Raw genomic sequence first — 19871 nt, 5'->3', positions numbered from 1 at the left:
AATATGACCACAATCCTGAGAATTGACGCCAGCGTGCGCCGCACCGACAACCCTGTTGCGGCCTATAACTCCATTTCCCGCGCCTTGGCGGACAGTTTCGTGGAAGAATGGAAAACGGTTGATCCGGACGTCGAGATTATTCTGCGTGACGTCGGAATGACCCCGCCGGATTTCATTTCCAACGATTGGATTGCGTCCGTCTTCACAGCAGAAGAGGAACGCACTCCTGAACAGAACGCTTTGGTCAGCTTGTCTGATACGCTGATTGACGAGCTCGACCGCTCTGACATCCTGCTGATTTCGACGCCCATGTACAACTACGGCATGCCCGCAGCCCTGAAGGCTTGGTTTGATCAGATCATCCGGATCAACAAGACCTTTACGTTTGATTTGGCGCGCGGCGACTTCCCTCTGGAACCGATCATGTCCGGCAAAACACTGGTGCTGCTGACATCGGCTGGCGAATTCGGCTTTGAGGAGGGTGGAATTCGTAATGACTCGGGTCACCTTTCTGCGCATATCAGCACATTGCGCAAGTACCTGGGCGCAGAACGCATGTTCGAAGCTGCGGCCGAGTATCAGGAATTCGCCGATGAGCGTCACAAAGCTTCGGTCGCCTCAGCTCAGACCCAGGCACGTCACATTGCGCGTGAGCTTGCCTAACCGTTAGCCAGTTTATGGAAAGTAGAACCTGATGAAACGAACAGGTTCTACATTTCCAACTGGTCACAGCTCAAGCTGTGTGAGGCAGGTGGTTGTGTCCTGCGCCCTTACTTGAGTGTTTCAAGTCGCTAAAGTGTCAATCGGCATGGAACTTTGGCTCTGAAGCAGATTTGGTGCAGCCCAACCTGCTAAGCGCTATATATTGGCAGGTTTTGGAGGAGGTTGCCGATGGCGTCACAGTTTTCACGGCGGGATTTCCTGCCAGCAGGTCTCAAGGCCGACCAGGTTGAGCTTGTTGGGAACACGGTCCGGATCCACTCGCGTTCCGCCAAAGCCACGGCGGCGTGCCCGCGCTGCGGCACGGCTTCACGCCATGTTCACAGCAGGTACCGCCGACGGCCTGCCGATCTTCCTGCGCATGGCCGGAAGGTGGAACTGGTCCTGCTGGTTCGCCGCTTTCGCTGCCGTGCTCTGCATTGCCCAGCCAAGATATTTGCCGAGCGGTTTCCGGCGGACGTGACCCGGCCACATGCGCGGCGCACCTCCCGTCTGCAAGGACTGGTCCGGCACCTCGGCCTGGCACTCGGCGGGCGTCCGGCACAGGCGCTCGCCGCACGGCTCCTGCTGCCGGTCAGCAAGGATACTTTCCTCCGCAGCATCCGGGACACGGCTGAGGCCTCAAACAGTGATCTCCGCGTTATAGGTATCGACGATTGGGCTTGGCGAAAGGGGCAGCGATACGGCACTTTGATCTGCGATCTGGAGCGGCGCCGGGTCATTGATCTCCTTCCGGACCGGGAACCGGCCACGGTCGAGGCCTGGCTGCGGGCCCGTCCAGGGATTGAGGTCGTCGCCCGCGACCGCAACGGAGGCTATGGAGGTGCCGTCTCTCGGGCCTTGCCAAAAGCGGTTCAGGTTGCCGACCGCTGGCACCTGTTAGAAAACGTGAGCACAGCTTTCCTGGCCGCTGTGCAGCGTAACATGCCTGCCATCCGCAAAGCGATCGGAGCAAAGACACTGGACCCAAAGCTGCTGACAGCCGCTGAAAAGCTGCAATACGAAGGCTATCTGCGCCGCCAGCAAACCAACCGGATGGTTCGCCAGATGGCTGATGATGGCGTACCGATCCGGCGGATCGTTCGCCAGACAGGGCTCAGCCGCCAGCTCGTCCGCCAGATTTTGCGCGGGGAACGCGAGGATGTTTTCCGCATCCGTGAGAGCAGTCTGACTCCTTGGCTGCCGCGGCTGGAGCGGGAATGGGCGGGCGGCTGCCGGAACGGCGCCGAAATCTGGCGCCGGCTGCGGGCCGATGGTTTCCAGGGCAGCCTCCGCGTCGTCGGGGAATGGGCCACGCGCCAGCGCCGTGCCGGGCGGGCCGCGCCATCGGGAGCAGAAAAATCGCCGCCCGCGCGCAAGATTGCCCGCCTCCTGACCCTGGGCCGGGATCATCTGTGCAAGGCGGATGCCATCCAGGTCGCAAGGATCGAAGCTTCGCTGCCTGCTCTCGCCACAGCCCGAAGGCTGACCGACCGGTTTACGGACATGGTACGCAATGCTCGCGAAGGCGCGCTGGAAGGATGGCTGAATGAAGCGGAAGACGGGCTGCTCGGTGCCTTTGCCCGCGGGCTGCGGCGAGATCAGGCAGCGGTCGCCGCGGCGCTTCGGGAACCATGGTCGAACGGGCAGACTGAAGGGCAGATTAACCGCCTCAAAACGCTCAAACGCCAGATGTATGGAAGGGCGAACATCGACCTGCTCAAAGCGCGGCTCGTTCAAGCGCTCTGATCTGAGGGAGGCCGAAGTTGCACCAAAACTGAGTCAGAGCCATTTTTGGACGCCGATTTCCCCGCTACGGGGTCAAAACTGCATGCCTGTTCACGGGGCTGGCCTCGCCATGGCAATGTCCGCTCTGCACGCTTCTCACACGTTCATTCCTTGCGCGGCACCCGGCGGTTTGGGCTCGGAGATGCCCTGCGGCGACGCAGAAATAAATGGGACTAAATGAAAGCCGGAATGTCAGCTTCCTCAGATGGCACCACGTGATCTCGCACCTGCCGAGAAGGTCCGCAAACCGCCCTTCGTGCATGACAGGCGAAGAGCAAACGCGGCTCGAATCGTGTCTGCTTCGGGCCGTTCGTGATCGACTGCGCCCGCAGCAATCCAGCCTGGCGCTCATAGCCGATGATGGCTCGGCTGGAACAGGTGGCTTTGCCGATTGAACCTGCAAATCAGCCCTGATTTTCCTGAAGGAAGTCAATTCAAACGTAACAGAACCCGCGAGCAAAAAACAGGAGCTGGGTCACCAAACTGACAGAAAGGTCAGTTTTGCTTGGCATTCTATAGAAAGGAAGTGGCGGACCGAGGAGGATTCGAACCCCCGACCCCTTGATTCGTAGTCAAGTACTCTATCCAGCTGAGCTATCGGTCCACTGCGGCGGGGTTTAATCATAGCGCTGCAGAGTCGCAACCCTAAAAGACGCCCGTCACTGTTTTTCTTCGCCGCCACTCTCGGCTTGGAGCCTGCAGGCTGCCGGGCTGTTCCGATGCCCCGCCCCCTTCGCCCCCAAAGCTGCCCGGAGTTGTGGTATAAGTCTGTTAACTGCGCTTTCCCGGCCAGGCCGGATACCGGGGGAGCCCCACGTTGCAAAAATCGAAAGGGGCGGCAGATGCCGGACCGGAACTCCGCAGGTTTTCAGCTCAGACCGCTGGAAACAGAAGACCTCACCACAGCCGCTTGCTGGCTTCAGAACATTGCCGACATGGCTTGTTTCGACCGCTCGACCCGCGTTCCGCTCAGTGCGCCGGGACTTGAGCAGGCGTGGGAGCTTTTCAACGATACCAAGGCAAACGCCAGCAAGTGCTGGTTTGCTCTCACCACAGAATCCGGTGAGCTATGCGGCATCACCGGCCTGGAGAGCATCTCGGCGGTGAACCGTGATGCGGTGATTGCCATGTTCATCGAAGAATCCAGGCGCAGGCAGGGTGTTGGAATCCGGGCCCTGGCACTGCTTTTGGACTTTGCCTTCCGGCAGATCGGGCTAAATCGCGTTACATCGTACTACCGGGCCGACAACACCCGCAGCGAACAGCTGACAGCGCGTGCCGGTTTCGCCACCGAGGGCCGGATGCGGGCCGCATGGTTTGCAGAAGGCCGTTTTTTTGACATGGTCACCGTAGGCCTCCTGCGGGAGGAATGGGACGCCAGCCGCAAAACGCTGGCGCAGGAGCTTGGCGCCGGTCCGCGGGTCAGTTTCCGCGGCGCAGAAGCCGCCGGATGGGCTTGGCCGCCTGGCCCTGCAGACGCGCCGGAAGGATGAGCGGCGGCAACAGCGGCCTCAGCCCGCACTCACAGGAGGAGGACAGCTTGTGAGCGGCCACAATAAGACAACAACGGTCCGGCGCCAGCTCGGTGCGGTGCTGTTTGCCGATGTTGTCGGCTATGCCCGGCTGATGGGGAATGATGAGATCGACACCTACAGCGCTCTGAAGTCCCTCCTTGAACAGCTGGAAACGGCCTGCCAGGCGCATGAGGGGCAAGTTGTGGCTGTCCGCGGCGACGGGGTCCTGGCCCTGTTTGAAACCGCTACCAATGCCGTGGAATTCGGTGTCGAGCTGCACCGCATTGCCGAGCAGAGCAACAACACACGGCCGGAGGATCAGCACCTGCGGTTCCGGGCCGGTGTTCATATGGGTGAAATCCTGGTCGATGACCGCGGCATCCACGGGGATAACGTGAATATTGCCGCACGGCTGCAGGAAATCGCGGAACCCGGCCGAGTCTTTGTCAGCGCGTCCGTCTATGAGCAGATCCGCAATCGGCTGCGCTTCGGCTTTGAATTCCTCGGCCCGCAACGGCTCAAGAATATTGCCGAGCCGGTCGCCGCCTATTGCGTCCGGAGCGAAGTAGCTGGTGCCGCCATGGCGGCAACACGGCGCCCGGAGACCCAGCAGGCACACCGCCCGCCGCCCGGCATCCCTTCGGTTGCCGTGCTGCCGTTTGCCAGCCTCGGCGGTGAGCCGTCCGACAGCTGGTTTGCCGACGGGCTGACGGAGGACATCATTCTGAATTTGTACAAGTTCAAGAACCTCTTCGTCATTGCCCGCAATTCCTCTTTCTTTTTCAAAGCCACCACCATGCCGCCGCAGGAGGCCGCCCGGGAACTTGGGGTACGCTATGTCGCCCGCGGCAGCGTCAGGCGGGCCGCCGCCCGTGTCCGGATTGCCGTGGAGCTGATCGACGCGGAAACCGGCCGCACCATCTGGGGCGAACGGTACGACCGCAATATCGACGATATCTTTGCCATTCAGGATGAGGTGACCGACGCCATCGTGGCCGCGACTGCGGTGCTGATCGAGGCCCAGGAGCGCAAGCGGATGGCACAGACGGCGCCCGCCGATCTGGCCGCTTACGGCTATGTGCTGCGCGGCCAGCAGTATATCTTCCGTTACACAAGACAGGACAACCGCGAGGCACAAACGCTGTATGAGCGCGCCCTGGCGCGCGACCAGGACTATGCCCGGGCCTCTGCTGCAATCTCCCGGACCATGAATATCGATTGGCGCTATTCCTGGGCCAAGGACGCCGAGCACGCGCTGGATACGGCCCTGTCATATGCGCAGCGGGCGGTAGAACTGGATCCCACAGACGCCCGCGGCTTTGGCGAGCTTGGCTTTGTGCATCTGTACCGCAAGGAGCATGATGCAGCGATCGGCGCCTACCGGCGTGCGCTGGCTCTGAACCCCAATGACGCAGACCTGCTGTCGGATTACGCCGATGCGCTGGCCCATTCCGGCGACAATCAAGCCGCGATCGGAAACCTGCAGCAGGCGATGCGGCTCAACCCGTATTTCCCGGATCAGTATCTGTGGCACCTGGGCGGCGCTTACTACAACCTCAAACAGTATGATGCGGTGATCGACACGCTAACCAAGATGAATAACCCGACCGAAGGACAGCGCATGCTTGCGGCCAGCTATGCGCAGTTGGGGGACATGGACCAAGCCCGCAACATGGCGGCCAGGCACCGCGAAGCACATCCAAATTTTTCACTGGACCGCTGGGCCAAGGTGCAGCCCGACCGGCTGGAGGAAGACACCCTGCATTTTGTCGAAGGGCTCAAAAAGGCGGGGTTTTGACCAAGTCCAAATGACGGGACTTCATGGCCGCCCCGCGGCGCGCGCTCCGCGGCGATCTTCAGGTTCAATCCTGCTGCAGAAAACGGTGTCAGTCGCCTGAACCGCGGGCCTTGGCGCCGCTGACCTTGGCACCACTGACTTTTGCCCCGCTGACTTTGGCTCCGCTCACCTTGGCCCCGCTGACCTTGGCACCGCTCACCTTGGCGCCGCTGATATCAGGGCCGCCCCCGCCGAAATAGACATCCAGCAGCACCTGTTCCAGCATACCGGTCATCACGTCCATGCGGATGGAATAATCGGCCTTGTCATAGTCCCAGACCCGGATGTCGTTTGCGATCTGGTATTCCGCTGAGGCAACCCCGGTCACGGAAGGATCCAAAGGAGCACGGGCAGCCTGATCCTGAGGCGCGTTATCAGCTGTCGCACTTTCGCCGTCGCCATGCACCAGGAAAATCACTGGTTCCGGCAGCTCGAAATACGTGCCTTCATATGAAAACCCGTAGATACGTGCGAGTTTCGCATCATCACTCAGCTGATCAGCCAAGAGGTTGTTGCGGCCCCGGCTTCTTTGCTGCCGCTTTCCGGCCCGGGTAAACTCCTGCTGTCCCGCGCTGTAATCGCCGACCTGTTTCCACAAGCCCTGGCGGGGTCCGTGGGCAATTTCAACAATGGTTCCTTTCGGGAACTGCTGCTGATCTTCCCAAGGATTGTTTTCGCCGCTGCCAACTTTGTAGAGGCCGTTTTGCCCCTTATTGGTCTGCGCCATCACCAGAACCTTGTCACCCGGCGCGAGCGATTCACCGTTCACTGACGTACCACTCAGGTTCTGTACATTATTGACCGTGCCAACAATGGCGCCAGCGAATTTAGGGACGATTTTTATGTCTTCGACCAGACGTCCAAATAACAGCACTTCAGAAAAACTCAGTAAAGACTCGGCCACCGTGCACACTCCCGTGGCTATGGAAACAACACCAGAAGATCTTTTCGCATTTCCGCGGGCGCAATCGGCGCCACTCCATTTTCCGGAAAAGTCCCCCTGAGGGTGAAAGTAGCACAAAAAGAATAGAAATTACAGCCATCAGGGCATGCCTTCACCCGGCACCCGTGTCCGCACCGAATGCGCGTGGCTGTCCTCATCCGCTTCGGCCAGACGCGGCCCGGCCTCGAACAGGCCAATCCCGCGCATTCTGAAGTTGCCAGCGATAATCGATTCGAAGGCACCCCCGGTTGTTTCGCGGTCCACCGCCAGCAGCGCCTCCCCCACTGCCGCATAGGTGAGGGTTTCTGCCTCCAGCATGCTCCAGGCCGCCGCCAGATAGGCGCCCAAAAAGTCCCGCGCTTCGAGAAAAGAGATGCGGAACCCGTCAGGATCAAGCGCATAGCGTGCATTGAACAGCTCTTGCATCACATCGCCGTAATAGGGGCTTTCCTCCAGGTGGTCGGACAGATCCTCCATTTCCGGCGTGATCAGGTCATGCACCAGCAGCCGCTCGTGGAAGATGTCGACCAGAATATCGAACATTGCACCCGTCAGGGGCTCGGACAGCGCATGCTCGCTGCTCCAGCCCCGCGCAAATTCCTGCAATGTTCTGGTATTGGCCGCCATCCGGATTTGCGCATTTCCGGCAAGCTCGGCAAAGCGGTTCAGCTGGTTGAAGGTGTAAAGATTGCCGCTGGTGCTTTCCAGCAGCTCCTCGACCACAGAGCCGAAATGCAGCGAGGCAATCAGCGCCACCATATCCGCTGCGGATTCGTGAAAGCCGTAATACTCTCCCGACACATCCTCGGACACCGGCATTCCGACAACACTGTAAATGATGGCATGGCCGACTTCATGCGCGACAACATCGAAATTCAGGCTGTAGGCGCGGTACTCGCCGCCGTGCTCGCTGGTGCCGCCGGTTTCCAAAAAGCCCCAGCCGATGTGGGCGTTGTCCAGGCTCGGCAGCAGGGACAGTTCCAGCCGGTCATAGTCGCGGGCAAAATGCCAAGGGATCGGATGCCCGAAGTATTCTTCCCACACATCCAGGGTGAAATGGGCCGAGGCAAAGAGATGCGCCGCCTCGAATCCGGGGTCCGAAGGCAGAATATGAACAAAGTGACCGTCTTCATCCGGTTCCGGCGGCGGATGAACCTGCCCGTGCCAGGGCGGCAGGTACATGCCCGGCCCGGATGGCCCCGGGACGATGGCGCCAAAAGGAATGGTCTTTCCCGACGGGTTGACCACATACATCCGCGGACCCGACGGCCCCGGCCCGAGCGTGCCGGGAGGCGCGGATATCTCAACCAGCTCCAGCTCCGGCTCTGCCGTCCGGAACGGGGATTGCGGAAACAGCAAAAAGCGCGTGCCGGGCGCTTCCTCCGCCATTTCATAAGGGTCGTCCATGCGGTCCTCCCGATCTGCGGAGGCCTTGCCGATGGCCCTGCCTATTCCCGGCTTTTTTGTTCTGGCCGTGTTTTGCACCCTTGATGATACATGAATTCCTGCCGGATCAGCTCAAAGAATTCATCGCGGCTGCGGCAGCCAATTGACTCCAGGTATTCGTCCAGCCTGTCCGGGATGTCCCGCTGCAGCAGCGTTTCAAAATACCAGACCGCCAGCGGCAGGCGCTCCTGCTCGGTCACAGGTCCGGACGGGGGGTCTTGCGCGTCCAAGTAACGCTCCTTTGACATCGCTCGCGATTTCAGCCCGGCATAGGCGCCTGCCTGCCGCAGTTCCGCCAGCAGATGAGGGGCCAGCTGTCCGTTCAGCGGGCCCGCGACGCTCCCGGCAAGAGCCGCATCACCGAGCCAGTCCTCATAGGCCGCTGCAGACAGCCCGTTGTCGTCCAGCCACCGGCGCAGGCTGCTGCTGCTGAACAGTCCCAGCGACTCGCGATGCGCCGACATTTGAGCAGCCAGAGTTTCCCGCTCCGCTGTGCGGCCGCTGTTGCGTGCTTCCTGCAAGGCCAGATGGCGCAGCAATGCGCGGGTGCGGAAGTCCTCATAGCGCTCAGGATTCAGCCGCAACTCATCCAGAACTTGCCGGTCTTCCGCCTGCAAACGGTGTGCCTCCGCCTCGATGCGCCGGACCAGGGTCTGCCAGGCAAGCGTGCGCTCGACCTTTGGACGCGGCGCCGGGCCGGTTTCACGACCCTCATTCAGATAAGCCGCCATTTGCGCCAGCATTTCCCGCGCATCGTCCCGCTTGGCATCCACCCGCCCGGACTTCAGCCAGGCCTTAAATCTGTCGCACCACGGCGCGGCCTGAAACTCTGCCAGTATCTGGTCCCAGACCCTGTGCTGGTAGAACCGCATCTTGGCAGCATCCAGTAAGGCTGCCGCCTGATCCGCATCCAGCACCGCGTCGCCTTCTGCCCGCGCAACCGTGGCCCGGATCGAGACCATCGGTTCACTTAGCGGCGCGAACCCCAGCTCTGCCGGGCCGTGCAGCACCGCGACCTCATCGTCGTCAATTATCGAGCCGTTGGCGTAGGCCTCAAAAATACTGCCGGCACCAATCATACCGAAAGAGGACAGCTCAGCCGCCCTCAGCGCCCCCATGCTGGCGCTGCCAAACACCGCGATCCCTCGTTCCAGCGCCCAGAGGATTTCCTTGTGCCAGACGGAGGGCACCCCTTCGAAATACCCGTCGATCAAGCCGATGGCCTTGGCGCCTTGCCTGGCAGCCCTGTATATGTCGCCCTGAGCGGCCGGGGGAAGCACCGAAGCCTCGATGTAAGCCGCCACTTCTTCTGACCCGATTGTCGGGCCGGCAAAGACCACTGCTGTCATGGCCGGCTCTCCCCGGCGGCCAGCGCCCGCGGTCCCGGGACAAAATCGGGATCGTCATGCGGCGCTTCCAGCCCCGGGATCACCGCGCGCACCACGGCAACCCCCAACCCCGGGCGTGACAGGTCGACAGTCAGAACCTGCCGCATTCCGGCCCGCGCCAGCTTACTTAAAATCCTGGACAGATCCTCTTCGAATGTAGTGGAGGAACAATCCGGACAGTCCTCTAACCGGGCGGTTGCCTTCGTCTGGTCCAGCAGGCTGCGGACATATTGCGTGCGTTCGGCCGAAGCCTGCGGTGTGAACTCTTCCGGATCCAGATCATCGCGGGCGCCGGAAATATAGGTCAGCCGGGTCTGCGCCGCCTCCGTCAGTGCCCGCAACAGGGCGATATTCCGGTCCGGGTGGCAGCCGCTGCCTATCCCGATGTGGCCGGGCCGGGTGCCGCCCTCGCAGATCATGCAATGAAACGCGGCCACGCCAATGTCTGAGGTTATGTTCCAGATACCCGCCCGCAGACCGGCGCACTCCAACCGCTCCAAGGCTTCGCGGCAGCGCGGAACCTCAATTGCCGACGGGTCGATCCGCGGGCCGGGCGTAGCCTGGTGCCACAGGGTGATCGCATCCCGTTCGATCAGTTCGCAGATGGCGTGGCAAGTGGCCTCTGCCAGGCTGTTGCCTGAGGCCAGCCCGTTGGTTGTGCGCGGAAAGGCCCCCTGCCCGCCGCAAGGCCGCGCGGTGTAATCGGTGTCCACCATTTCAAAGGGCAGCCAGTGAGCTTCATTTGTGACAAGGTCCACGCCCTCCACCCACAACACGGGGCGATGGGGATCAAAGCTGCCTCCTGTCACCCTTGGCAGGCGCTCCGCATCCGCGACCCGCGCTTCCTGCTGCAGGTCCGCATAGCTGGCCACGCGCAATGGCCGGGTGATCCGCTCTGCGTGCCAGGTTTCAACCGCCTCCATCACGCCGGAGGCCTGCGCCGCCTCCAGCGTCAGCCCCTTGCCCAGCGCCACCGCGACAGAGCGGGAATTGGGCCGGGTCACCATCACCGTGGGCAGGCCGACGCGGTCCAGGCCGGTCAGGTTGGCAATGCGTGTGATACCCATTTCAGCAAGATGCGGCCTGACCGCTGCCAGCGTCTGTGCGGGATCGCACAGCCGGTGGGTGTCCAGTGTATATCCCTTGTTCTGCGCTTTAGGCATGGGGCAGGCCTCACTATCACGACCGCCGGGGATGGGCTGCCGACAGCAGCTTGGCCGCCGGCACACTCTGCCCAAGGATGCTGGATCTCGCGTTGCGGGTCAACAAAACAGCCTTTCCAGCCGTATCACTGCCCAAGGCACGGTCAGTGCTGGGGGCGGAAGTCGAACACTGGCACAAAACTTGCCGGCGCCAGGGACTGCTCCAAAACGTCGGCGCCAATGCTGTTTCCATCGAGCACGAAGATCTCCGGCCCGGCATGTTTCACTTGCAGTTTTCCTTCGATAGCCCGCACGGCCATCTCAATAGCCAGCCGCCCCTGCAGCACCGGAAAATCTGTCGGCGCCGCAATGATGCGCTCTCTCAATACCCCGCGATAAACGGCGTGGGTCATGTAATCCGAAACCACTCGCACCTTGCCCTGCAACCCCCGTGCGCGCAGGACCGAGACGGCGGCCTGGGCTGCTGGCGCGGACCCGGCAATGTAATCGAGGTCACCGGTCTCATCGAGCGCTTCCTCCACCAGCCGCACCTGAATTTCCCGGCCAGTGTCTCCGTACTTCGTCACCGCAACCACTGCCGAGCTTTCCTCCAGCGCCGAGCGAAAGCCCTGCTCAACAAACTTAACCCAGCCTGCATTCCGCGGACCCGGAAACCAAGCGACCTTCACCGGTGCCGTGCCTTTGGGGTGCCGCTCTGCAATCACCCGCCCTGCGACGGCGCCCATTTCCGTCCAAGACACTCCCACCTTGGCGGAGACCCCGGCATCCGCGATGTCATTCACCGCCGCTATCACGGGAACCGTCTCCGAAATCTGTTCAACCGTGCTGGTAAGCCCGTCAAAGGACACCGTGCCAAGGACCAGTGCATCCGCCCCGGCTGCCACGCAGTCTTCTACTTGGCGGATCTGCCGCTGCAAGTTGGGATACCCCCCGGCCTCGACCAGCTGGAAGGAGACGCCCAGCCGTTCCGCCTCGGCGACCATGCCGTAGTTAACGCTCAGCCAGTAGGCGTCCTTCAGATGCGGATAGGCGACGCACAACCGCCACGCACGGGCGGCTTTTTCCAACGGAAGGTAATCCGCCACAGCGTACCCGCCTTCATAGCTGAACGGCGTCCGGGGCACCTGCAGGCGCCATGATTCCGCGGCCGCCGTCGTGCAAAGCATTGCAAGTACCAAGACCCAGACTGCGCGCATGCGTTCCCCTTCCTGCCGCCAAAGATAGGCAGCGGGGTGCAAAAGGGAAATTCAAAATTGCACCGCAGCTAAATGCGCGCGAAAGTCCATGGATGTTAGGAAAGCTCGGTCTCGGCGGCAAATTGAGCCTCGCATTCATAGTTATTGCGGGTCTTCCAACCCTTGCCGGTATCCTGGGACTGGTCGAGTTGAGAACGCTGGCACACCGTCAGGCAGACGTGATCAGCCAAACCATCCCCGCCATTGCCGAGGTGCGCGGCATGGCTGAAGAAAGCACCCGCATAATTGCTATTGCCCCCGAACTGGCCGCCGTCGGCTCCCAGGCTGAACGTGCAAAGCGTGCCCGCTTTCTGGCCGATCAGGTGGATGCCCTGACAGCGCGGCTCGACGCGCTGGAGCAGGCCGGGGGACCGGGCTCGTCTCGGTTGCGGGCGACGGTGAGCGATGCCGCCCGCGTATTGTCCCTCCTGAACGATCTGGTTGAGGCGCGCATTTCGCTGCGCGAGGAGTTCAAACAGCTTGCAGACCGCAACCTGACGGCTGCGAATAATTTGCTCAGCATGGCAGATACTTTGGTGGCCAATGCCGAAATGGGCACAACAGCCGTGATTTCCAGCCTTTACGGCCCCGGTTCCTCAACCGCTGAGGAGCAAGCACGCACCGACACGCTGGACAAGCTGCTTGAGGTCGACTTGTTTCAGCTGGGCCTGATGTTCGAGCTGCGCTCGCAAACAGCGGAAATCGGGCTGCTGATCAACCGGATCGAAGACGCCGCCAGCGAAACGGAGCTGGGCGAAATCGAGGCGTCACTTATCAGCCGGCTGAGGATTGTTTCGCGCCGGATCAAGGCTATTCGCGACCCCGGGCGGCGGCAGCAGGCTGAAGGTCATGCTGCACAGCTGCGGAGCGTTCCAGATGCTGCAACAGGGCTATTTGTGCTGAGGGACCGTATCCTCGCTACCGAAAACCGCATAACCGCGTTGAAACAGGAACTGCAGGATACCGCGCTGCGACTTGGCGACGAGGCCGCAGTCGTGGCGGATCAGGCGCAAGCGCGGGCCATCCAGTCGGGCAATGCCGCCGCCTTGGACGTGCAGCAGGCGCAGCTGCGCAACGGCTTTGCTGCAGCCGCCGGTTTTGTCCTGTCGCTAGCGGTGCTGTGGTTCTTTGTGCGCGGCAGTATCACCCGCCGCCTCGACCGACTCTCCGGCACCATGGCGGCGCTTATGCGGGGGCAGCTGGACCATCCGGTGCGGCCCCGCGGGCAGGATGAAATCGCGCGGATGGAGGAGGCCGTCGAAGTCTTCCGCCAGCAAGCAATCGAAAAGCTGGAACTCGAACAGGTGCGGGACCGCAACGAACAAGAACTCAGGGAGCACCGTAACAACCTCCAGGCCCTTGTGAATGAGCAAACCGAGCGCCTGCAGGAGGAAGTCGAAGCCCATGACGAGGCCCGGCAGAAGGCGGAAGCTGCAGATCAAGCGAAATCCGAATTTCTTGCCATGATGAGCCACGAAATCCGCACACCAATGAACGGGGTGCTGGGGATGCTTCGCAGCCTTTCGGAGGATGGCCTGCCGCCCCGGCAGATGGAGCGGCTGCGGGCGGCGCTGACCTCCGGCCAGAACTTGCTGAAAATCCTGAACGACATCTTGGACTACTCGAAGATCGAAAGCGGTGCGCTGTCGCCTGAGATCACAACTTTTTCGCTGCGCGACCTGGTGACCGACATCGTCGTTCTGTTGCGCCCCGGTGCTGATGCCAAGGGCGTACATCTCTGGCTAGACGCCCCGGAAGGACTGCCCGATGTCGTACAGGGCGACGCGGCCAAGCTGCGGCAGATTCTGTTCAACCTACTGTCCAACGCGTTGAAATTCACCAATGACGGCGAAGTGATCCTGCGGGTCCGGTCCAATGGCGCAACCCGCGGGCATCACAGGGTGGCATTTGAGGTCAGCGACACCGGCAAGGGTATCTCGGATGAAGCCAAGCTGAGGGTTTTCGAGGCCTTCGAACAGGAAGACACTGACACTGCGCGCAAGTTCGGCGGCACCGGTCTGGGGCTTGCGATCAGCAGGCATTTCGCCGACGCCATCGGTGCCCGGCTCTCGCTGGAAAGCACCGTGGGCGTGGGGTCCGTTTTCACCCTCTCCCTGGATCTGGAACCTGGCGATCCGGCTGATCTGGCACCGGAGGAGCCTCCTGCCACGGTGGCACGGGCTGAAAACGCTTTGTCCGTTCTGGTGGTGGAGGACAATGAGATCAATCAGATGGTCGCCCGCGGCTATCTGGAGCGCATGGGCCACAGCTGCCATTGTGTTGGCAGTGCGGAGGAGGCGCTGGACTTGCTGCAAGTCTCCTGTTTCGACCTCGTGCTGATGGATGTGAACCTTCCCGGGATCAGCGGAACCGACGCCACTCGCCGCTTGCGGGCTTTGCCGGATCCGCGGCTCGCCGAGCTTCCGGTTATCGGCATTTCAGCGCATGTTCAGGAGGAACAGATCGAAACCCACCTGCAGGCCGGCATGAACGGATTTGTCGCCAAGCCAGTCTCGCCCGAACGCCTGGCCAAGGCCTTGGACAGTGTCATGCGCGGCCATGAGGGGGCGGTCTATTTGTCCGCCCGGCACGCGGCCCCCGGCCAGACGGACCGTTACGACACCCTCCGGCAGCAGATGCACGACAACATTCAAGACCTCGGTGCGGCCCAAACGCTGGACATCGCGCGGCTGTTCGAGCGCGAACTGCCGCAAAGCCTCGACCGCATGGGCACCGCGCTGGAAACCCAGAATTGCGCGGCCTTGGCAAAAGAAGCGCACCGGGCCAAAGGGGCGGCCGGCACATTCGGCCAGCGGGATCTGGTATCACTGCTGTCTGACCTCGAGAAACGGGCCGGAAACGGCGACCTGTCCCAAGCCAGGGATCTGCTGGACACGCTGAACCGCCTGGTGCCGCAGGTCTTGAACGCGCTGGCAGCGGTGCTGCGCGACTGCGAAGCCGTCAGGCCAAAGGCGCCGTGAAGGCATAGCCTTCTCCATGCACAGTGCTGATCAGCCTCGGGTTGGCCGGGTCTTCCTCCAGCTTGCTGCGCAATCGCCGGATCAGCACATCCACGGTGCGGGGGTTGCCGCCGTACTGCCGGTGCGTGACACGGCTCATCAGCGCATCGCGCGAGGCCACCTCCCCCGCCCGGCTGACCAGCATGTCCAGCACTTCGAACTCGGCCCGGGTCAGCGGAATACTGTCGCCCTCGGCGGTCTGCAGATGCCGCGCAGCCACGTCGAATTGGAATTTGCCAAACTTGTAGATCCGCCGGGACAGGCGCCGGATATCCTGTGTTCTCCGTAACAGATTCTTGAGCCTCGCCAGCAGTTCACGCCGGTTGAAAGGCTTGCAAACATAATCATCCGCACCAAGTTCCAGTCCGACAATACGGTCAATTTCATCATCCCGGCCGGTTACCAGAATGATTCCCATCTCTGACTTGGCCCGCTGTTCGCGAGTGATCTGCAAACCATCCTTGCCCGGCAGGTTAATGTCGACCAGCAGCAGGTCAACCTCCTGCCCTTCAAGTATTTTTTCCGCTTTTTCCGCAGTTTCGGCCTGCGAAACACAATACCCTTGCGCATCCAGATAACTGGCGAGGGTGGCCCGCGTGACCGGCTCGTCCTCGATGATCAGTATATGCGCCATGCCTTCGGTGCCCTTCGCGAAACTTTCCCACCGGTTAACAAATTTTAACATGAACTGCCAGCCTGTTCATCCCGCCGGGCTGACCTGTTCACATCCGCGCCCTAGCCTCCCTCCCCGAAAGCCAGGCTTTCAGACCGCGACAAAGGCTCAGGCCATCAGGACCCGGGCTGCGACAACAGGGAGACACACATGAAATACCGGCAATACCTTTTGGCCACTGCAGCGGCCTTGACCATGGCGGCCCCGATGGCAATGGCAGAAGACTCCCCGGACCCCATCATAATCCCGGTCCACAACTGGTCGAGCCAGATCGTGATGAGCCACGTGGTCGGCCAGATCTTCGAGTCGATGGGCAACAATGTCGAATATGTCTCGACCGACAGCCAGGCGGTTTATGAATCGGTGCGGCTGGGCGACGTCACGCTGGAGTTGGAGGTTTGGGAGGGCGCCTTCGGCAAGTCCTTCAACGAAGCACTGGCCAAGGGCGGCCTGCGTGACGCAGGCGACCACAACGCCGTCACCCGCGAGGACTGGTGGTATCCGGCCTGGACCAAGGAGGCCTGCCCCGGCCTGCCGGACTGGCAAGCCCTGAACGAGTGCGCCGCCGTCTTTGCCACGCCTGAGACCGGCGACAAGGGCCGCTTTCTGGGGGGGCCTGTCGATTGGCTCAAGCATGACGCAGAGCGGGTTGAGGCGCTGGACATGAATTTCACCGTGGTGAATGCAGGGTCGGCTTCGGCGCTCTGGGCCGAAGTGGCCGCGGCGGAGAAAACCAAGCGGCCGGTGGTGATTTTCAACTGGACCCCGAACTTTGCCGAGGCCGTCTGGCCGGGTGAATTCGTCGAGTTCCCCACCTGGGTTGAGGGTTGCGACAAGGACCCCTCTGTCGGCCCGAACCCCAACGCCACCTATGACTGCGGCAACCCTGCGAACGGCTACCTCAAAAAGGCCGCTTGGGACGGCATGAAGGACAAGTGGCCGGCGGCTTATGAAACGCTGACCCAAATCAGCTTCACAAACCCGCAGATCGCCGAGATGGCCAAACTGGTCGACATTGACGAGATGGAACCCGAGGACGCGGCTGCTGAATGGCTGGAGGCCAATGAGGATCTCTGGAAACCCTGGACCGGTTCCTGAGCTCCGCACATCCCGCCAACCAGCCGGGGCGGTCCGCTGCCCCGGCGTCTTTGCCAAAGAAAGTTAAGCCATGACCGCCGCCACCCCCGTCATTTCCTGCAAAAACGTCTGGAAGCTGTTTGGCGCCAATCCGGAGCAGTACCTGAAGTCGCTGACCGGCAACCCGGGCTTTGATGAAATCCGCCAGGCCGGCTACATCGCCGCTGTGCGGGATGTGTCGCTGGATATCGCCAAGGGGGAGATGCTGGTGATTATGGGGCTGTCTGGCTCTGGCAAGTCGACCTTCGTGCGCTGCCTGTCACGGCTCATCGGCATCACCGGCGGCGAGGTCCGGGTCGAGGGCCAGAACATCGGCGAAATGTCCGAGAAGGAGCTGATTGACCTGCGCCGCAACAAGATGGGCATGGTATTCCAGAGCTTCGGCCTGCTGCCCCACCGCACCGTTCTGGATAACGTCGCCTTCCCGCTGGAAATGCGCGGCCAGGACCGCCACGAACGCCGCGCCCGCGCACTGGAAGTGATCGAACTGGTCGGCCTGTCAGGGCGCGAGGACTACTTTCCGCGTGAACTGTCGGGCGGTCAACAGCAACGCGTCGGCATTGCCCGCAGCCTGGCGATCGAACCGGATATCTGGTTTCTGGACGAACCATTCTCAGCACTTGACCCGCTGATCCGCCGAGAGATGCAGGACGAATTTCTCCGCTTGCAGGAGATGCTGGGCAAGACCATCGTCTTTATCACCCACGACTTTGACGAGGCGCTGCGCCTTGCAGACCGCATCGCCATCATGAAGGACGGCGTGGTCGAGCAGTGCGATACACCCGATCAGATCGTGCTGAACCCCGCCACCGAGTACGTCGCCAAGTTTACCGAGGAAATCGAGAAGTCACGCGTTGTCCACGCAGGCGTTCTGGCCCGCGACGTGAACGGACACAACCTGACCGGAGCGCCAATCGGAGAGAAACAGACCATCTCTGAACTGGCCCGCCTGCTGGTCAATGACAGTCGCGACTTCCTGCCCGTTGCCAACAGTGCCGGCAGCCTGATCGGCGCCATAAGCCGGCAGGAGGCGCTGGACGTGCTGCTGGGAGAGGCCTCATGACGGATCAGACCATGGTACTATCCGGGAAGCCCCACACCTGGACACGCGCCAAAACCGGCTGGGCAATCTTTGCTGCGGCTTGCGTTCTAGCCGCCGCCAACACGTTTTTACCTGCCGGGCTGGTGCGGCCGCCGGAGTGGCTGATCCTGCCCTTCGCCGACTGGATCAATGCGATTTTTGCCTTTCTTCGCGATGACATGGGACTTCTGTACCTGACCCGCGCCTTTGCCGATGGGGTGGAATGGCTGCTCGATGTGACTGCCAACCTGCTTTATGGCAAGAACCGCTGGCCGCGCATCGGCCCGATCCCGTGGACCGTGATCGCCAGTATCGGATTTGTCATCGGCTATGCGCTGCAAGGCTGGCGCTTGTCGCTGCTGACCGGCGGCACCTTTGTCTGGATTGCCGTCATGGGGCAGTGGAAATGGGCGATGGAAACGCTCTCGGTGATCGTTGTCGCCGCGCCCTTCTCGATCCTGTTCGGGCTGGTCATGGGCATCCTCGCCTGGCGTTCCAGGGCCTTCGAGCGGATCCTGAACCCCATCCTCAACATCGCGCAAAGCCTGCCCCATTTTGCCTATATGATTCCGGTAGTTGTCTTCATCGGCGTCGGCCCCAAGGCAGGCGCCATCGTTACCATCATCTTCTCGGTGCCGCCGATGATCCGCATGTCGCTCTTGGGCCTGCGCAAGGTCCCGCATGAGGTGATCGAAAGCGGCCATATGTGCGGCTCTACCCGCTGGCAGCTGCTGCGCCATGTGCGCATTCCAACAGCGCGGAGCGAGATCCTGGTCGGCGTGAACCAGGTGATCATGCAGTGCCTCGCCATGGTGGTTCTGGCCAGCTTCATCGGCATGCCGGGCCTGGGGCAAAAGCTGCTTCAGCTGCTGCAGGCGCTCAAAATCGGCCGCTCTGTCGAGATCGGCATCACCATCGTGCTGCTGGCAGTGATGCTGGACCGCTGCACCAAGGCCTGGGCGACCAAACAGCCCGAGCATTTCGAGAAAGGCACCTCCTTTGCCGAGCGCAACAAGTTCCTGCTGCTGGGTCTCGGCCTGTCGCTGGCCTGCCTCGTGCTGGCACAGTTCATCCCGCTGATGGATCAGATTGGCCGCCGCGACGCCTTCACCATCTCCAAACCGATTGATGCGGTTGCAGATTGGTTCATCGTGCTGATCGACCCAGTCACCCAGTGGCTGCGCTGGTTCCTGATCACTTGGGTGCTGATCCCGATCCGCGATGCCTTCCTGTGGATGCCCTACGCCGCAGTGCTGGCGCTGCTGGCCGCCGCCGGCTGGGCCATCGGCGGACTGCGCTCTGCCCTGGTGTGCCTTGCCTTCTTCGGCCTGATCGCCATGTCCGGCTGGTGGGACCGCGCCATGATCACCGTCTACACCGTCGTGGTCGCCGTTTCGATTGCTGCCGTGATCGGCTTTCCGCTGGGCATCTGGGGATCGTTTCACGGGAAACGCGCCGCCCTGGCACTGCTGATCTGCGACACGCTGCAGACCTTCCCCAGCTTCATCTACCTGATCCCGGTGGTCATGCTGTTCGGCGTCAATGATGTGGCGGTGATCGGCGCCGTGGTCCTGTTCGCCGCTGTGCCGCTGGTGCGCTACACGATTGAGGGCCTGCGGCAGGTGCCCGAAACCCTGATCGAGGCTGCGGGTATGTCAGGCGCCACCCGGATGCAGACCTTGTGGAACGTACGCCTGCCGATGGCGCTGCCGACCATCATGGTCGGGGTCAACCAGTCGGTGATGTTCTCGCTGTTCATGGTGATCATCGCCGCCTTCATAGGCACTCAGGACTTGGGGCAGGAAATGCAGCGTGCTCTGTCCTCCACCGATGTGGGCAAAGGTCTGGTACTGGGTCTTGCCGTTGCCTTCATGGGGCTGATGGTGGACCACCTTGTGACCACATGGGCGCAGTCCAAGAAACAAGCGCTGGGGCTGGAGTAAAACC

At 61.7% G+C, this 19871-nt stretch carries 14 protein-coding genes and 1 tRNA gene; 8 read left to right on the top strand and 7 right to left on the bottom strand.

All coding sequences use genetic code 11. The features are described from left to right. The first annotated feature begins 3 nt into the window (after positions 1-3). Both CAER_RS28035 and CAER_RS0115655 read left to right on the top strand, forming a co-directional pair. Complete coding sequence (locus CAER_RS28035; RefSeq protein ID WP_036797342.1) at positions 4-663, top strand: FMN-dependent NADH-azoreductase; 660 nt, start codon at positions 4-6, stop codon at positions 661-663. A 228-nt stretch (positions 664-891) separates the two neighbouring features. Next, on the top strand, positions 892-2448 hold the full coding sequence (locus CAER_RS0115655; protein WP_027233537.1) for an ISL3 family transposase: 1557 nt from the start codon (positions 892-894) through the stop codon (positions 2446-2448). 566 nt (positions 2449-3014) lie between these two features. On the opposite strand, the gene CAER_RS0115650 is transcribed toward CAER_RS0115655, so the two are convergent. After that, positions 3015-3091, bottom strand: a tRNA-Arg gene (locus CAER_RS0115650). Positions 3092-3329: 238 nt separating this feature from the next. Here CAER_RS0115650 and CAER_RS0115645 point away from each other — a divergent pair. Together CAER_RS0115645 and CAER_RS0115640 are read left to right on the top strand one after the other, a co-directional pair. Next, positions 3330-3980: a GNAT family N-acetyltransferase gene (locus tag CAER_RS0115645; protein WP_027236254.1), complete on the top strand. Its 651-nt coding sequence runs from the start codon at positions 3330-3332 to the stop codon at positions 3978-3980. 49 nt (positions 3981-4029) lie between these two features. Continuing rightward, positions 4030-5799, top strand: a complete 1770-nt coding sequence (locus CAER_RS0115640) for an adenylate/guanylate cyclase domain-containing protein (protein WP_027236253.1) — start codon at positions 4030-4032, stop codon at positions 5797-5799. 88 nt (positions 5800-5887) lie between these two features. Here the strand turns inward: CAER_RS0115640 and CAER_RS0115635 are convergent, their stop codons facing one another. From CAER_RS0115635 to torT, 5 genes are all read right to left on the bottom strand, one after another. Beyond that, on the bottom strand, positions 5888-6742 hold the full coding sequence (locus CAER_RS0115635) for a pentapeptide repeat-containing protein (RefSeq protein WP_027236252.1): 855 nt from the start codon (positions 6740-6742) through the stop codon (positions 5888-5890). A gap of 138 nt (positions 6743-6880) precedes the next feature. Next, positions 6881-8188 (bottom strand): gluzincin family metallopeptidase, encoded by a 1308-nt coding sequence (locus CAER_RS0115630; protein WP_027236251.1) that lies wholly within the window; start codon positions 8186-8188, stop codon positions 6881-6883. A 41-nt stretch (positions 8189-8229) separates the two neighbouring features. Then, positions 8230-9576, bottom strand: a complete 1347-nt coding sequence (locus CAER_RS0115625) for a TfuA-like protein (RefSeq protein ID WP_027236250.1) — start codon at positions 9574-9576, stop codon at positions 8230-8232. Beyond that, positions 9573-10778: a YcaO-like family protein gene (locus CAER_RS0115620; protein WP_027236249.1), complete on the bottom strand. Its 1206-nt coding sequence runs from the start codon at positions 10776-10778 to the stop codon at positions 9573-9575. The genes CAER_RS0115625 and CAER_RS0115620 overlap by 4 nt, the downstream gene beginning before the upstream one ends. 143 nt (positions 10779-10921) lie before the next feature. Next, positions 10922-11944, bottom strand: coding sequence for a TMAO reductase system periplasmic protein TorT (torT, locus tag CAER_RS0115615; protein ID WP_154667844.1), 1023 nt, complete (start codon positions 11942-11944; stop codon positions 10922-10924). Between the two features lie 122 nt (positions 11945-12066). On the opposite strand from torT, the gene torS reads away from it, so the two are divergent. After that, a complete protein-coding gene (gene torS / locus CAER_RS0115610) occupies positions 12067-14994 on the top strand; it encodes a TMAO reductase system sensor histidine kinase/response regulator TorS (RefSeq protein ID WP_027236247.1) in 2928 nt (975 codons plus the stop codon). On the opposite strand, the gene CAER_RS0115605 is transcribed toward torS, so the two are convergent. Beyond that, on the bottom strand, positions 14975-15667 hold the full coding sequence (locus CAER_RS0115605; protein ID WP_027236246.1) for a response regulator: 693 nt from the start codon (positions 15665-15667) through the stop codon (positions 14975-14977). The two genes, torS and CAER_RS0115605, sit on opposite strands and share 20 nt — an antisense overlap. Positions 15668-15856: 189 nt before the next feature. On the opposite strand from CAER_RS0115605, the gene CAER_RS0115600 reads away from it, so the two are divergent. From CAER_RS0115600 to CAER_RS0115590, 3 genes are all read left to right on the top strand, one after another. Next, positions 15857-16804: an ABC transporter substrate-binding protein gene (locus CAER_RS0115600; protein WP_027236245.1), complete on the top strand. Its 948-nt coding sequence runs from the start codon at positions 15857-15859 to the stop codon at positions 16802-16804. A gap of 70 nt (positions 16805-16874) precedes the next feature. Then, the gene (locus tag CAER_RS0115595) at positions 16875-17906 is read left to right on the top strand and encodes a quaternary amine ABC transporter ATP-binding protein (RefSeq protein ID WP_027236244.1); all 1032 of its coding nucleotides are present in this window, start codon (positions 16875-16877) and stop codon (positions 17904-17906) included. Beyond that, positions 17903-19867 (top strand): ABC transporter permease, encoded by a 1965-nt coding sequence (locus tag CAER_RS0115590; RefSeq protein ID WP_027236243.1) that lies wholly within the window; start codon positions 17903-17905, stop codon positions 19865-19867. The genes CAER_RS0115595 and CAER_RS0115590 overlap by 4 nt, the downstream gene beginning before the upstream one ends. Positions 19868-19871 lie beyond the last annotated feature (4 nt).

Origin of the sequence: Leisingera caerulea DSM 24564 (assembly GCF_000473325.1) — a bacterium.
Lineage (GTDB): Bacteria > Pseudomonadota > Alphaproteobacteria > Rhodobacterales > Rhodobacteraceae > Leisingera > Leisingera caerulea.
Note: the sequence above shows the minus strand (reverse complement) of the source record. Positions and strands in the feature narration are given on the sequence as shown.